Below are 14,497 nucleotides of genomic sequence, written 5' to 3'. Positions count from 1 at the left end.
AACCCGAAATATTACCCGAGCGGCGGAGCATACAGATAATATTGGGAGAGTCAAGAGAAAGAGGTTGGGGACATAACAGGCGTCCATCCGCACTAGCCTTGTCAGTGATAAGACAAGGGTGGAGGTGGCATCATGATTGCAGCCGTTATATCCTTGTATAAGGCACTGTTATGAATAAGGTCTTTAGCAACAAGAATATCGCCGTAACGTCCACCATGACCTTCCGGAGGGCACAGGGACCGAAGAGACTCTCGTCCCTCACGGTCTGTTAGGCCAACCGTACGCCAGCGCGCCGCTATAGCGGTAGTGGCATCAATGTTACCGCCAAGAGTTTGTAATGGCTGGATATTGCCAAATCTAAGAGTTGATGTGCACAGCGTTGGCATAACCCCAAGTTTATTAAGGGAGTATCCGGCAGGGGTATGGAGCCGGGACCATGTCAGCGTTAGCTCTCCATTGTTGGGAAGGCGGATTATAGTCTGTACTGTGCCTTTCCCGTATGTTGATGTGCCAACAACGAGTGCTCTCCCCTTGTCTTGCAGTGCAGCACCCAGTATTTCTGCGGCCGATGCGGATCTTTCATCCAGTAGAACAACGATGGGGCGCCCGTCCATAATATCGCGGCCGTCGGTGCTATAGCGTTGTACGGATTCAGGGTGGCGTCCAAGAGTGGAGAGCAGACGTCCTGAAGAAACAAAGAGCCCAGCACATTCTACCGCCTGATCCAGAAGGCCGCCTGGATTGCCGCGTAAATCAAGGATTAGCCCTTTTAATAATCCTTTGTTTTTCCTTTTAGCCTCATGGATAAAGCCCGCCAACTTTTCGGCCGTATCTTGACTGAAGTAGCGAATGTGAATGATTGGAACAGCGTCTTCAGCAAGCTGGGCATCTACGGTTTGAACGGCAGCCAGCCCCGGTTTGATATTGATGTCACGGCTAAGGCCGTTTCTTTCGACTTTCAGGCGTACTGGTGACCTTACAAGACCACGAATATAGCGAGCGATATGTTCTTGATTTCCTTTTATATCCGACAGGTCTGTGTTCCCGATCCTTGTAATCTGGTCTCCTTTCAGGAGGCCAGATAATTCTGCTGGCGTATCGGGTTGGACGTCGAGTACCAGCAAATGATCACCCATAATTTGATAGCGCATACCAATGCCGCCATAGCCGCTGCGATTGGCTCTTTGTTCAGCAGCTTCTTCCGGGCTGGCGTACCGTGAGAATGGGTCGAGATGTGAAAGGATAGCACCAAACAAGGCTCGGTAGAGAGGCTCTGGCTTTGTCATCTGGATATGAGGAGAGATTTGCCCTGCATGCGCGATAACGTTGACAACAAGATGCCCCCATGCGGTTGGGTCTTTTTGCGTGGGCATAGCAAATGCACCGATCGGTGTATCTTTCTGGTGCAGATGGAGCCAGTTGTTCTCGGCACGTAGTTTCAGATCGTGGTCCATGGCGATGACACCATGGAGCCCATCTTGGGCTATCGTATTGATCTCGGCTGGCTCTAGAGAGCGTGCTGCAATCACGTCCAAGCCATAGGATATAACCCGGACCATGTCTTCTTGGTCATGCCCCTCGACGGGGGGCTGACCTTCCAAAGATACAGGTGATGCATAACAGGTCACCGAGATCTGGGTCAGCACCATGACTATTCCCAGAATCCAAGCCAGCTTGCTTGGTGTCCGCGACCGACAGTGCATTGTGACTGGCATAGGGTAAGTCTGTTCCAACTGTTCACCGGTGCGCTTGGTCATTCAAAATTTCTGAAAGCCAAGCGTTCTTATTATGATCGCAGAAGGAAACACCAAACAAGCGCAGATACCGCTATTTCCTCTTTCCTGGTTTCCTTTTTGTTGACGACGCGGGGTAGGCAACCTGTAAATCCTGCGGTGCTTGTCTGGACCCAACCTTGCGCCGATTGCCTTTGAAAGGTTTTGGTCCCCGGCGCGTTTGCGTGTTGGTATTGTCACGTTGTAAGTGCTGAGAGTCTCTTCCTTGGCGGACAATCTCAAAAATCAATGAGCCAGTCAGAGGATCGGCTTTTGCAAGAGTGACCAAGATACGATCGCCCAACGTGTACGACACTCTGCCGCTTTGCCCGGACAGGCGATGTGCTCCTTCGTCGTAATGGTAAAAATCATCTTGCAGTGTGGATATTGGTATCAGCCCGTTGGCACCTGTTTCATCCAGCTCGACAAAAAGGCCGAAACGATTGACGCTGGCAACGCGTCCTGCAAAGCGGGCCCCGACCTTTGATGCCATGAAATGAGCCGTATACCGGTCTATGACATCACGTTCAGCCTGTGCAGCACGCCGCTCCGTAGACGAAATATGCTCACCTGCCTGGGGAAAGGATGCAGCCTGTTCTTCCGGTAGATATTCGTTCCGTGTTCCCAGCCCCAGTCCTGATATCAGGGCCCTGTGTACCAAAAGATCCGCATAGCGCCGAATGGGGGAGGTAAAGTGCGCATAATGACGCAAGCCCAGGCCAAAATGCCCTCGGTTTTCAGGCGTATAGATAGCCTGTGACTGGCTGCGTAGAACGACCGAGTGTACCAGGTGCTCATAGGCCGTATCTTTGACCCGTTCCAAAATATGATTGAAGTTGCGGGGTGTCAGGGCACCGGTCGCCAGATTCAGACCAATTGTACGCAGAAACGTACGCAGGTTTTCTAGACGTTCCATCGGGGGCTCGTCGTGCACCCTGTACATACAGGGGGCTTCCAGCGATTCCAGTGTTTCTGCGGCACAAACATTGGCTGCAACCATCAGCTCCTCAACCAAGCGATGGCTGTCACTCTGGATGCGTGGCTGGATTGCGGTAACAGCCCCGGTATCATCGACCAGGATCTTTCTCTCCGGGATCGTGATCTCCAAGGCACCGCGATGTTCTCTGTGGGAGCGAAGAGCCTTGAAGCAACCGTACAGAGGCTTCAGGACATCTTCGTCAAGCGGTGACGTTGTTTCATCCATAATGCCATCGAAAGCATTCTGAACTTGGGTATAGGTCAAACGAGCCTTGGATTTCATCAAGCCACGGATGAATGTATGCCTGATTTTCTTGCCTTTGGCATCAAACCACATGTGAACTGCTACGCAGGGTCGCTCTTCATTCGGGCGGAGTGAGCACCATCCGTTCGAGAGAGCCTCTGGCAGCATGGGAACAACTCGGTCAGGAAAGTAGACCGAATTGCCGCGTTCATACGCTGTCTTGTCCAAGGGGGTACCGGGACGCACATAGTAAGACACGTCAGCAATGGCAACCAGCGCATGCCATCCGCCATCCTCTGTTGGTTCTGCCCATACCGCGTCATCAAAGTCCCGGGCGTCTTCGCCGTCAATCGTTACCAAAGGAACAGACCGTAGATCTGTACGCTTTCCTAGGGGGGCTTTCTTGGCCTTGGCTGCTTGCTCCAAGGCATCTGCAGGGAATTCTACGGGGATACCATGGGCATGAATGGCAATCAGGCTGACAGCCCCGGGGCTGTTCATGGAGCCAAGCCTGTCCAGAACCTTCGCTTGTCGCAGACCGGAACGCCGTCCGGAGAGAATCTCCGCTTCAACCAGCTCCCCCACATGGGCTCCGGCAGCATCACCTCTGGCAATCACATAGCCTTGGCGGTCCCGACGATCTGTGGGGCGCAAGAGCAAGCCATTAACCCCGGCTTCCAGAATACCCAGAACCCGCGCGGGCGTTTCAACAAGCTTCTGGATGACGTGGCCGTTGTAATTTCCGTTGCGTCCCGGTGTCAGCTTGCACAGCACATGGTCCCCGACTCCGACCGTTGGCAGGCCGCGGCGTGTTGCCGTGACAAAAACCCGGGGAGGTGATCCTTCCTGTTCCCACGTTAAAGGCCGCCCCACCAGTTCCCCCTCGGAATCCGTCCCGGTTATCTGAATTGCGACCATCTGAGGCAGACGTTCCGGATACTGGGGGCGGTGTTTGTGGCGCCGCTGGATTTGTCCCTCTTTCTCTAGCCCTTTGATAATTTGTTGTAGAAGAGGGCGTTGCTCTGCCGTCAGGTTGAAGGCCCTAGCCAGTTCGCGTTTACTGATCCGGCCCGGATTTCCCTGAATAAAGTCGAGCACATCCTTGCGGGTGGGAACAGGGACATGTTTTGGATTTTTCTTTGCCAAAATCAGGGCCTCCTGCACTCAGGAGACATCATCGTCATCGGTTTTCTTCTTGCTGCGGGATCGTGGTGCAGGCTTGCTTGCTGTCTTCTCTTTCTTGTCAGACGGCTTAGTAGCTGCTTTCTTGCTTTTTGTTTTGGTAGTGGTCGCTTTGCCAGCCTTTGGATTTTTTTCAGCCTTGGCCGCCAGCCATTCCAAGGCTTGCTCCAGTGTTACTGTTTCAGGATCGGTACCCTTCGGAATATTGGCTCGTATGCTGCCATGTTCCACGTATGGGCCATAGCGCCCTGAAAGGAGCTGCACGCTCTTTCCGTCATCGGGATGGGTGCCCAGTTCTTTGCCGGCTGCCTTGGGTGCACGTGTCTTTGCCGATGCCAGAAGATCTACGGCACGGTTGATGCCTATATCTAGGACATTGTCTTGGCGCAGGTTGACGTACTTGCCGTCGTGCACAATGTACGGACCAAAGCGGCCAATGCCAGCCAGAATGGGTAGACCGGATTCAGGGTGCTGACCAACTGTTCTTGGCAGGGAGAGGAGAGACAGTGCACGCTCCAGATCTATGGCCTGAGGATCTATATCTTTTGGCAAACCGGCTCGTTTGGGTTTGGTCTTTGCCTTGCCTTCCCCGGTTGCCTCCCCCAGCTGCACGTACCAACCATATGGCCCCTTGCGTACCACAACGGCCAAGCTGGTTTCTGGGTCTGTCCCCAATTCACGGTCCCCTGCGCCTGCATCTTCGGCATTTCCGCCCAAGGGGCGGGTATAGCGACATTCGGGGTACGTCGAGCATCCGATGAAGGCCCCGGTCTTTCCAAGTTTTAGCGAAAGGCGACCGGTTTGGCAGGACGGGCAGAGGCGGGGATCGGATCCATCTTCCTTTTCAGGGAACAGATGCACGCCAAGGTCAGCGTCTAGGGCATCAAGCACCTCGCTGATTCTCAGGTTTTTGGTCCCGGATATGGCCTGTGTAAAATCCTGCCAGAAATTGCGGAGCACATCTTTCCAGTTTACTGCGCCAGCTGATATTTCATCCAGCTGATTTTCAAGGGTAGCCGTGAAATTATATTCCACATAGCGGCGGAAGAAGCTTTCAAGGAATGCCGTGACAATACGCCCCCGATCTTCGGGGATGAATTTGCGTTGCTCCAGTCTAACATAGCTTCGATCCTGCAGGACGTGGAGAATCGAGGCATAGGTCGAGGGGCGCCCAATGCCCAGCTCTTCCATCTTTTTAACCAGACTAGCCTCAGAATAGCGGGGCGGAGGCTGGGTAAAGTGCTGATCGGTCCGTGCGTCGGACAGCGTTGTTGTTTCTCCTTCATGCAGGGGGGGAAGTATACGTTCCTTGTCTTCGTCATCCTGACCCGATATATCATCAAGATCTTCCCGGTACAGGGTCAGGAAGCCTTCGAAGACAACGGTTGACCCATTTGCACGAAGTACTGTTTTCCGATCCCGGGTCGACAGATTTACGCCGGTCTGGTCAAGCAGGGCACTTTCCATCTGGCTGGCAACGGTACGTTTCCAGACAAGCTCATACAGTTTGAACTGATCATCATCCAAGGAGTCGCGAACATCTGCCGGACGTAGAAAAACATTGGTCGGGCGAATGGCTTCGTGCGCTTCTTGGGCATTCTTCTGTTTTGTCTTGTAAACCCGGGGCGTTGATGGAAGCAGTTTGCTGCCCCATCCCTGTTCAATCAAGGTGCGGATGTCATTGACAGCTTCCGGTGTTATGGAAACAGCATCTGTACGCATATAGGTGATCAGACCAACGGTTTCACCGCGGATTGTTACACCTTCATACAGCCTTTGTGCTGTCTGCATCGTCCGGGTGGCGGAAAAGTACAGTTTCCGCGCGGCTTCCTGTTGTAATGTTGACGTCGTGAATGGCGGCGCAGGGTGGCGTTTGGCCTGCTTGCGTTCCAGAGACGAAACGGTAAAGGCACCAGCCTTGACGGCAACAAGGGCCCTTTCAGCAGAGGAGGCATCGGACAGCGAGAACTTTTCAAGTTTCTGGCCATCTAGGTGCGTTAGGCGCGCTGTAAAAGGCTTGTCCATGGCCGAGCGCATGTCAGCCGTAATTGTCCAGTATTCTTCGGAACGGAACCGCTCAATCTCTGATTCACGCTCACAGATCAGGCGCAGGGCAACGGATTGTACCCGGCCGGCAGAGCGTGACCCGGGCAGCTTCCGCCACAGCACCGGCGATAAGGTGAACCCAACAAGATAGTCCAAGGCTCTTCTGGCCATATAGGCATCAACCAGAGGCTGGTCTATGTCGCGGGGGTTATTGATAGCCTCTGTCACCGCGGTTTTGGTAATGGCGTTAAAGGTTACACGTTTGACATCCACCCCCTTCAGGGCGCGCCGACGGGACAGTTCCTCCAACACATGCCAAGCAATCGCTTCTCCTTCACGATCCGGGTCAGAAGCCAGAAAAACCCGCTCGGCATTCTTGACCGCCTGAACGATCTCGCGAATGTGTTTTTCCGATCGACTGTCTGTATCCCAGTCCATTGCAAAGTCTTCATCCGGTCGGACGGATCCGTCTTTTGGCGGCAGGTCGCGCACATGGCCGAAGGATGCAAGAACGGTGTAATCCTTGCCCAGATACTTGTTGATGGTTTTGGCCTTGGCCGGCGACTCGACAATGACAACGTTCATGGGATATCCGGGCACACTTCTTTCCTGATTACAGAGTGGTGTCGTCCCACGATAATCCTTCTGTTCCAGAGAATTATGCAAGCATTGACACGCGACCTCCGGGGTGCCGTTCAAGGCGCCCCGCCAACTCCAGCTCCAAGAGAACCATGGAGACGACAGCCGGAGACAATTGGCATTGCCGGATGATTTCGTCAACAGTCACAGCAGCAGGTGACAGCAAACCGCCAATAATCTTCCTGGCCTCTGCCAAGGTACTTTCATTGAAGTGCGACGGTTTTCCCTTGGAAAAATTAGTGTATACGGGCTCACAGAGGGGTGCGTGCCCGGCATTGCCCAACGCGAAAAGAATGTCATCCGCACTTCTTACCAGTGTTGCACCATCCCGTATCAAATTGTTGGGGCCTTCACTGCGGGGGTCCAAGGGTGAGCCCGGTACGGCAAAAACATCTCGCCCTTGTTCAGCGGCCATACGTGCTGTGATCAACGAGCCGGATCGGGCTGTTGCCTCCATCACGACCAAGCCGCGTGACAGACCGGATATGATACGGTTACGCCGTGGAAAATGGCGGGCTTGTGGCTCACTCAGAGGAGGCATTTCAGAAACAATGGCGCCTGTAGCCCGAATTTTATCATACAGATCTTTGTTCTCGGGCGGATAGATCACATCGGGGCCGCCAGCCATCACAGCAATGGTTCCTGTTTGTAGGGACCCTTCGTGTGCCGATGTATCAATGCCGCGAGCCAGTCCGGAGACAACGGTCATCCCTGCCTGCCCAAGATCCATGGCCAACCGCCAAGCGAGTTGGCGTGCGCCTGCCGATGCATTTCGTGCCCCGACAATGGATACGCAGGGGTTTTTTAGGACTGACTCATTGCCCATGATATAAATGCAGGGTGGTGCATCATCGATTGCAGACAAAAGGGTAGGGTAGCCTGGTTCAATGGCGCAAAGCAGCTGTGCTCCCATTGCTTCGGCTGTCATTAGTTCACGCTCAGCTATACTCGCGGAGCATATCTTGATGGGTTTGCCCCGTCCTCCACGGCGAGCCAGTTCCGGTAAGGCATTTAAAGCATCCCGGGGTGTCCCAAATCGGTCAAGAAGCTTGAAAAATGTAATGGGACCAACATTCTCACTACGGATCAGGCGAAGCCAGTTAATCTTGTCGGAATGAGACAGGGTGGAGGCGGGGCGAGAGAAAAGCGACGTCATCATGATGATATATTATCAATTCATGGTTATATATCAAGGTGATGATTGACCTTCCGATACTCTTCATCATTAATTAGCGAGCATTGATGTGAATCTTTCTGCTCAGCAGGGTGATATGCGTCCAGTTACAATTTTGTATACAGGTGGTACCATTGGAATGGAGCTTGGTGAGAAGGGGTGGCGTCCTGCTGCTTCCTTTGCCTCGCTCCTTGATCATATGCTGCCTGGTTGTGTTGATAGCCGGGATATGGTGCTGGAATATGTCCCCGCTGTTGACAGCGCCCATGTTGATCCTGCTCTTTGGTACAGGATCGGACATGAGTGTGTGCGTGCAACATCATCTGGCCATGGTGTTGTTGTCGTGCATGGTACTGATACATTATCTTGGACAGCCGCAAGCCTTGCCTTGCAGCAGGTTGCACGTGGAGCGCCTGTTGTTCTGACAGGCTCCATGATCCCTCTGGTTGGTCATGACAGTGATGGTATCCGGAATCTGGAACAGGCACTTTCTGTTGCGAGAGACCCAGATACTCATGGCGTTCTCGTTTGCTTTGGAGGCCGCATTATCCCTGCTGTACGCAGTCGTAAAATATCTACATCAACTCCTGATGCATTTCGTGATGTGTTATCGTTGGGGGGTGTTGATGCTCCATGGCCAATTCCAAGTAACGAAGAGCTTGCTCTTGGTCCTCCACGGCCATTACCGGCTGTTGTGGATATTGGTCTTGTTGCCTGTTATCCGGGGCTTTCTGCCGGGTTCTTGGCCGGATTGACGGCATGGCAGCCAAGTGGCTTGGTTCTGGAATGCTTTGGCAACGGTACAGCCCCTTTTGTAGAGGGAGCCTTACAGCAGGTCCTATCCGATCTGGTGCGTCATGGAACATTGGTCGTTGCTGTCAGTCAATGCTTAGGCGGAGCTATCGATCTGGATCATTACGAGGCAGGTGCGGCGTTACGTGATGCAGGTGTCCTTGCAGGGCGTGGCCTGACACGGGAAACGGCTTTTGCCAAGCTACACCTTATCTTGTCTCATGGCCTGCGTGGCCAAAGCGCCGTAGATATGTTCTTCCGTGATTTTTGTGGAGAGACACGGATCTGCTAGATTATTGCGCCTTCCCCAGTCTTATCTTTGACTCTGTGCCTTGAAAGAGCCGTCTTATGTTTTCATGATGGCGTACGAAGGCAAGGATAGCCAAGCCGGCAAACGCTGCAGCATGGGCTGGAGAAGCCAGAAACCATGCTGAAACCGGGGCTGTGCCTAAGGCCATCAAGGCAGAGAGAGAGGAGTAGCGGGTCAAAACTGCCATCAGGAACCAGATGCCGCATGCTATGGCCCCAACGGGCCAGGCTGTCAGGAACAGAACGCCCAGCGTGGTGGCAACTCCTTTGCCTCCCTTGAAGCGAAGCCAGATCGGGAAGTTATGGCCCAGAACGGCGGCGCATCCGGCGAGAAGACTGCCAGATGTGTCAACCAGTATCACGGCCAGCGCGGCTGCAATGCCTCCCTTGCCCGCATCCATGACCAAGGTTGCCAGCGCCAGATCCTTGCGACCTGTACGCAGGACATTGGTGGCGCCGATGTTTCCCGATCCGATGGATCGAAGGTCGTACCCAAACGGTTTTGTCAACACAACGCCGAACGGTATGCTGCCAAAAAGGTATCCAAAAACAGTGCACAAAAGCAGGGTAATCTCTGCAGGCACCTCAGGTACCGTGAACATAAATTGTTTTCCCGTCAACGATGGTACGCAACACCCGCCCTTGTAAGAGATGTCCGTCAAAAGGCGAGTTTCTGGAGCCTGAGCAAGATCTGCTTGCACTGTACTTCCAAGGCTTGTCCAGATCTACCACAATCAGATCAGCAGGGTATCCCGCTGCCAGTTTTCCGGCTTTGAGACCAAGTATGCGTGCTGGATTGAGGCTGAGAAGAGCAAGAGCCCGCAATATGGGCATGCTACCATCGTGGATCATACCCAGCGTCAGGGGCAAAAGCGTTTCCAGCCCAAGGCCTCCGCAGGCCGCCCGCGCAAAGGGAACATCTTTTGTGTCACTATTCTGTGGCGCGTGATCCGAAACGATGGCGTCAATGGTACCATCCAGCAATCCGTCAATGACAGCTTTTCTATCGCTCTCGGATCGTAGCGGTGGGCTTAGTTTTGCCGATGTGTTGTAGCCAGATATGGCCAGTTCATTCAGCGTAAAATAAGGAGGGGCTGTGTCGCATGTGACAGAAAGTCCCTTTGCTTTTGCTTGGCGTATGGCCTCGACGCTGTCTGCTGTTGAGATGAGAGATGCGTGATAGCGGGCCCCCGTCATTGCGACAAGACGCAGATCTCGCTCGAGAAGAATGACTTCAGCCTCGGGTGGCATGCCGGAAAGCCCCATGCGAGTTGCCAGTTCTCCACTGGTCGCAACACCCTTTGCCAATGATGGCTCTTCCGGTCTCTGGATCAATAGAAGCCCATGCATGGATGTATACTGCATGATCCGTCTTAGTACGCCTGCATTTGATACAGCGTGCTCTCCCTCGGTAAAAGCGATGGCACCTGCTGCGGACATAAGGCCATACTCAACCAGATCTGTTCCTTTTGCCCCGGCTGTGGCCGTTGCATAGGGATAAATTTTCACGGCTGAATCTGTACGTGCCTTGTTCAGAACAAAAGCAAGGGCTGCTTCGTTGTCAACCAGAGGATCCGTTCCGGGAAGGCCTGCGACTGAGGTTACGCCGCCCGATGCAGCCAGTAATCCGGTCGTGTGCAGTGTTTCTTTGTGCGCAAATCCCGGTTCGCGCAAATGGGTTCGCATGTCAACCAAACCCGGTGCAAGCGCCATGTTTCTGCAGTCAATTTTATTGTCTGCATGCGCTGTACCGGACATCTGCAGGTGTGGCCCGCAATCAAGGATACAAGACCCTTCAACCAGAAGTCCGCCCGGCGCATCCAGATCAAGGGATGGATCCAGAAGGCGAGCATTGAAATAGTGCGTGCGATGCATGGACGTTTCTGTTCCCGGGGTGGCTTACAAGCCATTGTTTTCGGCATTGCGGATCAGGATATCCAGAATGGCCATACGGGCCGCAATGCTCATTTCAACCTGTTGACGAATTAATGAACGATCAAGATCGTCAGCGACATCTGAGTCAATTTCGATACCCCGGTTGATGGGGCCCGGGTGCATGACAAGCGCATCGGGTTTGGCCAAGGCAAGTTTGTCGCGGTTCAGACCAAAGAAGTGAGCGTATTCACGGGCAGAAGGAATGCAGCAATCACCAAGGCGCTCATTCTGTACGCGGAGCATCATGATGATGTCAGCGCCCCGTATGCCTTCACGCATGTCGGTAAAGGGAGTTACGCCCATACATTCAATATGCGAAGGCAGCAATGGGCGTGGCGCAACAACCCGGATATTAACCCCCATGGTGCTCAAAAGATGAATATTGGACCGTGCAACCCGGGAATGGGCAAGGTCTCCGCAAATGGCGACCTCCAATCCTGCCAGCCGCCCTTTGTTTCGTCGTATGGTCAGGGCATCGACAATGGCTTGTGTGGGATGCTCGTGTAGGCCGTCGCCAGCATTGATGACGGCACACTGTACATGCTTGGACAGTAGCTGTGCGGCGCCTGAATCATGGTGGCGAACAACCAGTATATCCAGCTTCATTGCGTTCAGGGTTACGGCCATATCAACAAGGGTCTCACCTTTGCAGATAGAGGATCCTGCCGACGTCATGTTAATGACGTTGGCCCCCATCTTGAGTCCGGCAAGCTCGAAAGAAGCCCGTGTGCGGGTTGATGCTTCCATGAACAGGTTAACCTGCGTCCGTCCTGTCAGGCGATTGGACGCATACCGGGGTTGGCGATTCCTGTCAGCATAACTATCTGCGAGATCGAGAAATTCTTCAATCTCGTGAGGGTATAACCCCTCCATGCCAAGAAAATGCCGATGAGAGTATGCTGGGTTCTTCATGGGGGCGAAATATGAGGTTAAAACATCATTCCGGCAAGGGGAGAATGGTGTGCGTCGGGGCAATATTTATGACGGTCCTACATGTTGTGCGAGGAAGTCATGTATCGATCATGGGCAGATTTATTTGTCTGCAAAAGCAATGGCATCAAGGAATCCCTGAAGAATCCATGATGCTGCGTTTCTATCCACGGTTTTCATTCTTTTTTTGCGGGACATGTCCAGCTCATCAATCATGACGCGTTCTACGGCTGCGGTTGACAAACGCTCATCCCAGAATGCGATCGGAAGCTGGGATATTGGCTGTTCCAGCGCTCTGATGTTGTCAGCAAATGTTCTTGTCGACTGGCAGCGGCGTCCTTCTGTTCCATCCATTTCTACCGGAAGCCCAAGGACCAAGCCGGCTATTTCGTACTCTGCAACCAGCTCGGACAGTAGGTTAATGTCCTTTGTGAATTTGGTGCGCCGGATTGTTGTGAGCGGAGTAGCGGTGATCAGCAGAGGGTCTGACAGGGCGATGCCTATGGTCTTGGTGCCAAGGTCCAGTCCAGCCAGCCTGCCGGCGAGGGGTAGGGCGTGTTTCATCTGCAAGGGTGAAAGCCCTGTCACGGGAAGCGGTGCGGGGTTATTGCAGTCAGTCATGACGAGTGATACCTTCCGGCGATTTTACGCGTGTACAGACCCGGATCGGCGCGTACTGTGTGCCGACGGGGATGCTCCCAAGACTTACTCCCGCCAGGAGACTTTTTTCAATGTCGCTCGACAAAGATATCGTCCGGAACGTTGCGTTCCTAGCCCGTATTGAGGTGCCCGAAGACAGGCTTGATCCTCTGGCCAGCCAGCTTTCCGGTATTCTTGACTGGGTTGAACAGCTTGCTGACGTCAATACCGAAGGAACAGAGCCTATGACCAGTGTGACGGATGCGGTTCTGCGCTGGCGGAATGATATCGTCTCTGATGGCGGTATGTGTGATTCTATTCTGGCCAATGCGCCGGAAGCCATTGATGGTTTTTTTGCCGTGCCGAAGGTGGTGGAATAAATGTCTGTTCTTGACCTGACTCTGGCCCAGGCCCGTGATGCCCTGCGCTCTCATACGCTTTCAGCTGTTGAGCTGGTTGATGCCTATATTGGTGTCATGGAGCAGAAGCGCCCGCTGAATGCCTTTATTACTGAAACAGCGGAGCAGGCGCGCCAACAGGCTGTGGAAGCTGATGCTGCCTTGGCAGCAGGAAGCGCAGGGCCGATGATGGGCATTCCCGTTGGACTCAAGGACCTGTTCTGTACAGAAGGTGTTCGCACCACGGCTGGAAGCCGAATGCTGGAAGGGTTCATTCCGCCTTATGAAAGCACGATTTCAGCAAATCTGCGAAAGGCTGGTGCTATTTCGTTGGGCAAGCTGAATCTGGATGAATTCGCTATGGGTGGATCCAACCAGACAAGCTGGTTCGGCCCGGCGCGTAACCCGTGGCAACCGCGTGGCCAGGATGTAGACTTGGTGCCCGGCGGATCGTCCGGTGGATCTGCTGCTGCTGTGGCTGCCCGTATGGTGCTTGCTGCAACGGGTACAGATACGGGTGGATCTATCCGGCAACCTGCTGCCTACTGTGGGATTACGGGTTTGAAGCCAACGTACGGGCGTTGCTCCCGGTATGGCACCATTGCCTTTGCAAGTTCTTTGGATCAGGCTGGCCCCATGACGCGTACGGTTCGCGATGCCGCGATTATGCTGGGCGCAATGGCTGGTTTTGATCCTAAAGATTCCACCAGCGCAGATATTCTGGTGCCTGATTTTGAGGCGGCCCTGACCGGTGATATCCGTGGTCTGAAAATTGGCATCCCGGCTGAATATCGCTCAGATGGCTTAGATCCCGAGGTTGCTTCCCTATGGGATAAAGGGGTGTCGTGGCTGAAGGATGCGGGTGCCGAAATTCATGACATAACTTTGCCGCACACCCGGTATGCCCTCGCAACGTATTATATCGTTGCGCCAGCTGAAGCATCCTCGAACTTGGCTCGCTACGATGGTTTGCGCTTCGGGATGAGGGTAGAAGGGAAATCCTTGGACGAGATGTATGCCAAAACCCGGGCAGCAGGGTTTGGTGAAGAGGTCCAGCGGCGTATCCTGATGGGGACCTATGTCTTGTCTGCCGGATACTATGATGCCTATTACCTTAAAGCCCAGAAAGTGCGGTCCTGTATTGCGCGGGATTTTCGTGATGCCTTCCGGTCTGTTGATGCGATCTTGACGCCAACTGCCCCGACCGCAGCTTTCGCGTTGGGTGCAAAAATGGATGATCCTATCGCAATGTATTTGAATGATATTTTTACAGTTCCTGCCTCATTGGCTGGTTTGCCCGGCTTATCTGTGCCTGCGGGATTGAATGCATCGGGTCTACCGCTTGGGCTTCAGATCATCGGTCGTCCTTTTGATGAGGAAACTGTTCTGCGAGCCGGGGATGTTCTGGAAAAGGCCGCCAGTTTTCCGGGTGTTCCGGCTTTGGTAAAGGGATAAGGCG

Annotated in this window: 11 protein-coding genes; 3 read left to right on the top strand and 8 right to left on the bottom strand. The window is 53.6% G+C overall.

What is annotated here, in order from left to right:
• Positions 1-101: 101 nt before the first annotated feature.
• The 4 genes from AY555_RS09170 to dprA form a co-directional block, all read right to left on the bottom strand.
• On the bottom strand, positions 102-1,757 hold the full coding sequence (locus AY555_RS09170) for a S41 family peptidase (protein ID WP_066135887.1): 1,656 nt from the start codon (positions 1,755-1,757) through the stop codon (positions 102-104).
• Between the two features lie 70 nt (positions 1,758-1,827).
• Positions 1,828-4,140 carry a ribonuclease R gene (gene rnr / locus AY555_RS09165; RefSeq protein ID WP_066136860.1) on the bottom strand — a complete coding sequence of 771 codons (2,313 nt, stop codon included), beginning with the start codon at positions 4,138-4,140 and terminating at the stop codon, positions 1,828-1,830.
• An 18-nt stretch (positions 4,141-4,158) separates the two neighbouring features.
• Complete coding sequence (gene topA / locus AY555_RS09160; RefSeq protein WP_066135884.1) at positions 4,159-6,807, bottom strand: type I DNA topoisomerase; 2,649 nt, start codon at positions 6,805-6,807, stop codon at positions 4,159-4,161.
• A 73-nt stretch (positions 6,808-6,880) separates the two neighbouring features.
• Entirely contained in the window at positions 6,881-8,020 is a 1,140-nt protein-coding gene (dprA, locus tag AY555_RS09155; protein WP_245176920.1) for a DNA-processing protein DprA, read from the bottom strand.
• A 112-nt stretch (positions 8,021-8,132) separates the two neighbouring features.
• Between dprA and AY555_RS09150 the strand changes: the two genes are divergently transcribed.
• Complete coding sequence (locus AY555_RS09150) at positions 8,133-9,119, top strand: asparaginase (protein ID WP_066135881.1); 987 nt, start codon at positions 8,133-8,135, stop codon at positions 9,117-9,119.
• Between the two features lies 1 nt (position 9,120).
• On the opposite strand, the gene plsY is transcribed toward AY555_RS09150, so the two are convergent.
• The 4 genes from plsY to ruvX form a co-directional block, all read right to left on the bottom strand.
• Positions 9,121-9,738, bottom strand: coding sequence for a glycerol-3-phosphate 1-O-acyltransferase PlsY (plsY, locus tag AY555_RS09145; RefSeq protein ID WP_066135878.1), 618 nt, complete (start codon positions 9,736-9,738; stop codon positions 9,121-9,123).
• Positions 9,722-11,011, bottom strand: coding sequence for a dihydroorotase (pyrC, locus tag AY555_RS09140; protein ID WP_066135875.1), 1,290 nt, complete (start codon positions 11,009-11,011; stop codon positions 9,722-9,724). The genes plsY and pyrC overlap by 17 nt, the downstream gene beginning before the upstream one ends.
• 24 nt (positions 11,012-11,035) lie before the next feature.
• Entirely contained in the window at positions 11,036-11,983 is a 948-nt protein-coding gene (locus tag AY555_RS09135; protein ID WP_066135871.1) for an aspartate carbamoyltransferase catalytic subunit, read from the bottom strand.
• 120 nt (positions 11,984-12,103) lie between these two features.
• Positions 12,104-12,565, bottom strand: a complete 462-nt coding sequence (ruvX, locus tag AY555_RS09130; protein ID WP_066136856.1) for a Holliday junction resolvase RuvX — start codon at positions 12,563-12,565, stop codon at positions 12,104-12,106.
• Between the two features lie 167 nt (positions 12,566-12,732).
• Between ruvX and gatC the strand changes: the two genes are divergently transcribed.
• Together gatC and gatA are read left to right on the top strand one after the other, a co-directional pair.
• Positions 12,733-13,020, top strand: a complete 288-nt coding sequence (gene gatC / locus AY555_RS09125; protein WP_066135868.1) for an Asp-tRNA(Asn)/Glu-tRNA(Gln) amidotransferase subunit GatC — start codon at positions 12,733-12,735, stop codon at positions 13,018-13,020.
• Positions 13,021-14,493: an Asp-tRNA(Asn)/Glu-tRNA(Gln) amidotransferase subunit GatA gene (gatA, locus tag AY555_RS09120; RefSeq protein WP_066135865.1), complete on the top strand. Its 1,473-nt coding sequence runs from the start codon at positions 13,021-13,023 to the stop codon at positions 14,491-14,493.
• The last annotated feature ends 4 nt before the right edge of the window (positions 14,494-14,497 follow it).

Origin of the sequence: Haematospirillum jordaniae, assembly GCF_001611975.1 — a bacterium.
GTDB classification, from domain to species: Bacteria; Pseudomonadota; Alphaproteobacteria; order Rhodospirillales; family Rhodospirillaceae; genus Haematospirillum; species Haematospirillum jordaniae.
Note: the sequence above shows the minus strand (reverse complement) of the source record. Positions and strands in the feature narration are given on the sequence as shown.

Coding starts and splice junctions, on each gene's coding strand:
- AY555_RS09170 (WP_066135887.1), bottom strand. CDS start 1,757: ATGACCAAGCGCACCGGTGAACAGTTGGAACAGACTTACCCTATGCCA.
- topA (WP_066135884.1), bottom strand. CDS start 6,807: ATGAACGTTGTCATTGTCGAGTCGCCGGCCAAGGCCAAAACCATCAAC.
- dprA (WP_245176920.1), bottom strand. CDS start 8,020: ATGATGACGTCGCTTTTCTCTCGCCCCGCCTCCACCCTGTCTCATTCC.
- AY555_RS09150 (WP_066135881.1), top strand. CDS start 8,133: ATGCGTCCAGTTACAATTTTGTATACAGGTGGTACCATTGGAATGGAG.
- plsY (WP_066135878.1), bottom strand. CDS start 9,738: ATGTTCACGGTACCTGAGGTGCCTGCAGAGATTACCCTGCTTTTGTGC.
- pyrC (WP_066135875.1), bottom strand. CDS start 11,011: ATGCATCGCACGCACTATTTCAATGCTCGCCTTCTGGATCCATCCCTT.
- AY555_RS09135 (WP_066135871.1), bottom strand. CDS start 11,983: ATGAAGAACCCAGCATACTCTCATCGGCATTTTCTTGGCATGGAGGGG.
- ruvX (WP_066136856.1), bottom strand. CDS start 12,565: ATGAAACACGCCCTACCCCTCGCCGGCAGGCTGGCTGGACTGGACCTT.
- gatC (WP_066135868.1), top strand. CDS start 12,733: ATGTCGCTCGACAAAGATATCGTCCGGAACGTTGCGTTCCTAGCCCGT.
- gatA (WP_066135865.1), top strand. CDS start 13,021: ATGTCTGTTCTTGACCTGACTCTGGCCCAGGCCCGTGATGCCCTGCGC.